This is a genomic window from Rhodopseudomonas sp. B29, from assembly GCF_000333455.1.
Classification (GTDB): Bacteria; Pseudomonadota; Alphaproteobacteria; order Rhizobiales; family Xanthobacteraceae; genus Rhodopseudomonas.
Genome location: NZ_BADD01000727.1, coordinates 1 through 1296, shown reverse-complemented (window position 1 = coordinate 1296; position 1296 = coordinate 1). Strand labels below are relative to the sequence as shown.

The window sequence follows — 1296 nt, the reverse complement described above, 5'->3', positions numbered from 1 at the left end:
CAGTCGGCCTGATTGATCGCAAGGTCATATCCAACTGCTGTTCAGGGCCCGCTCGCGCGGGCCTTCTTTTTTGCAGCATGGCAGCTGCGGCCGCACAGCGTAGCGCGCCCGGGGCAAATCTGGCAGAACGCGGCGCCGCTTGCGGCGGTCAGCTCGTCCTTCAGCCGAGGCCCATCCATGACATCCTTCGCTCAGATCGAGGCGCGGTGCGTGCGTCTCAACGCCAAGGCCGCGGACGCCGCGGCGATCACACCGGTGGTCGAGACCCTGCGGCTCCGTCGTGCGGTCGCGAGCGACGTCCTGATCGAAATCGAAGCCGCAGCGGTGAATCCCTCCGACGTCAAGGCCGCGACCGGCCTGATGCCCTACGCGGTGTTTCCGCGCACGCCCGGCCGCGACTACGCGGGGCGAGTGATCGAGGGACCGGCCGAATGGGTCGGCAAGGACGTGTTCGGCTCCTCCGGCGATCTCGGCATCCGCCGCGACGGCACGCACGCGACGCACCTCGTGGTCGAAGCCGCGGCGCTGGTCGAGAAGCCGGCTTCGATTAGTTGGGAGGAGGCGGCTGGCATCGGCGTGCCGTTCGTCACCGCCGCCGAAGGTCTGCGCCGGGCCGCTTTGGCCAAAGGCGAGACCGTGCTGATCATGGGCATCAACGGGAAGGTCGGGCAGGCCGCGGCGCAGATTGCGACCTGGCGCGGCGCCCGCGTCATCGGCGTGGTGCGCAAGGCCGAGCCCTATGCGGGCCACGCCAGCACCTCGGTGGAGATGATCGACTCCTCGGCTGGCGATGTCGCGGCGCGTGTGCGCGAACTGACCAACGGGAAGGGCGCCGACATCGTGTTCAACACCGTCGGCGATCCGTACTTCGCGGATGCCAACAAGGCGATGGGGCTGCGCGGCCGTCAGATACTGATTGCGGCCGTGCATCGCATCGTCGAGTTCGACATCCTGGCGTTCTACCGCGCCCAGCACACTTACGTGGGCATCGACACGCTGGGATTCTCATCGACCGCAACGGGTGAGGTGCTGCGCGAGCTCAGTCCCGGTTTCGCGTCCGGCGCGCTGAAGCCGTTCCCGATCGAGAGCAGCGCGATCTACCCGCTGGAACGGGCGCAGGACGCCTACCGCGCCGTCGCCGGCTCGTCGCGAGACCGCGTAGTGCTGCGGCCGAAGTAAGCGGCGGCGATTACTCCACTGCCTTGGTGACGATGCTGACCTCCGACGTCAGCGTCCGATGCACCGGGCATTTGTCGGCAATCTCGATCAGCTTGAGCCGCTGCTCTTCGCTGAGAT

General features: G+C 67.5%; 2 protein-coding genes. One reads left to right on the top strand and one right to left on the bottom strand.

Features of this window, described 5'->3' with window-relative positions:
• Positions 1 to 177 precede the first annotated feature (177 nt).
• The gene (locus I5M_RS26400; protein ID WP_022724138.1) at positions 178 to 1179 is read left to right on the top strand and encodes a zinc-binding alcohol dehydrogenase family protein; all 1002 of its coding nucleotides are present in this window, start codon (positions 178 to 180) and stop codon (positions 1177 to 1179) included.
• Between the two features lie 10 nt (positions 1180 to 1189).
• Here the strand turns inward: I5M_RS26400 and I5M_RS34495 are convergent.
• On the bottom strand, positions 1190 to 1296 hold a 107-nt coding region (locus I5M_RS34495), incomplete at its 5' end, for an OsmC family protein (RefSeq protein WP_376738702.1).

What these genes read in the sequence shown, in the direction of transcription:
- I5M_RS26400 (WP_022724138.1), top strand. Translation starts at nt 178, where the DNA reads ATGACATCCTTCGCTCAGATCGAGGCGCGGTGCGTGCGTCTCAACGCC.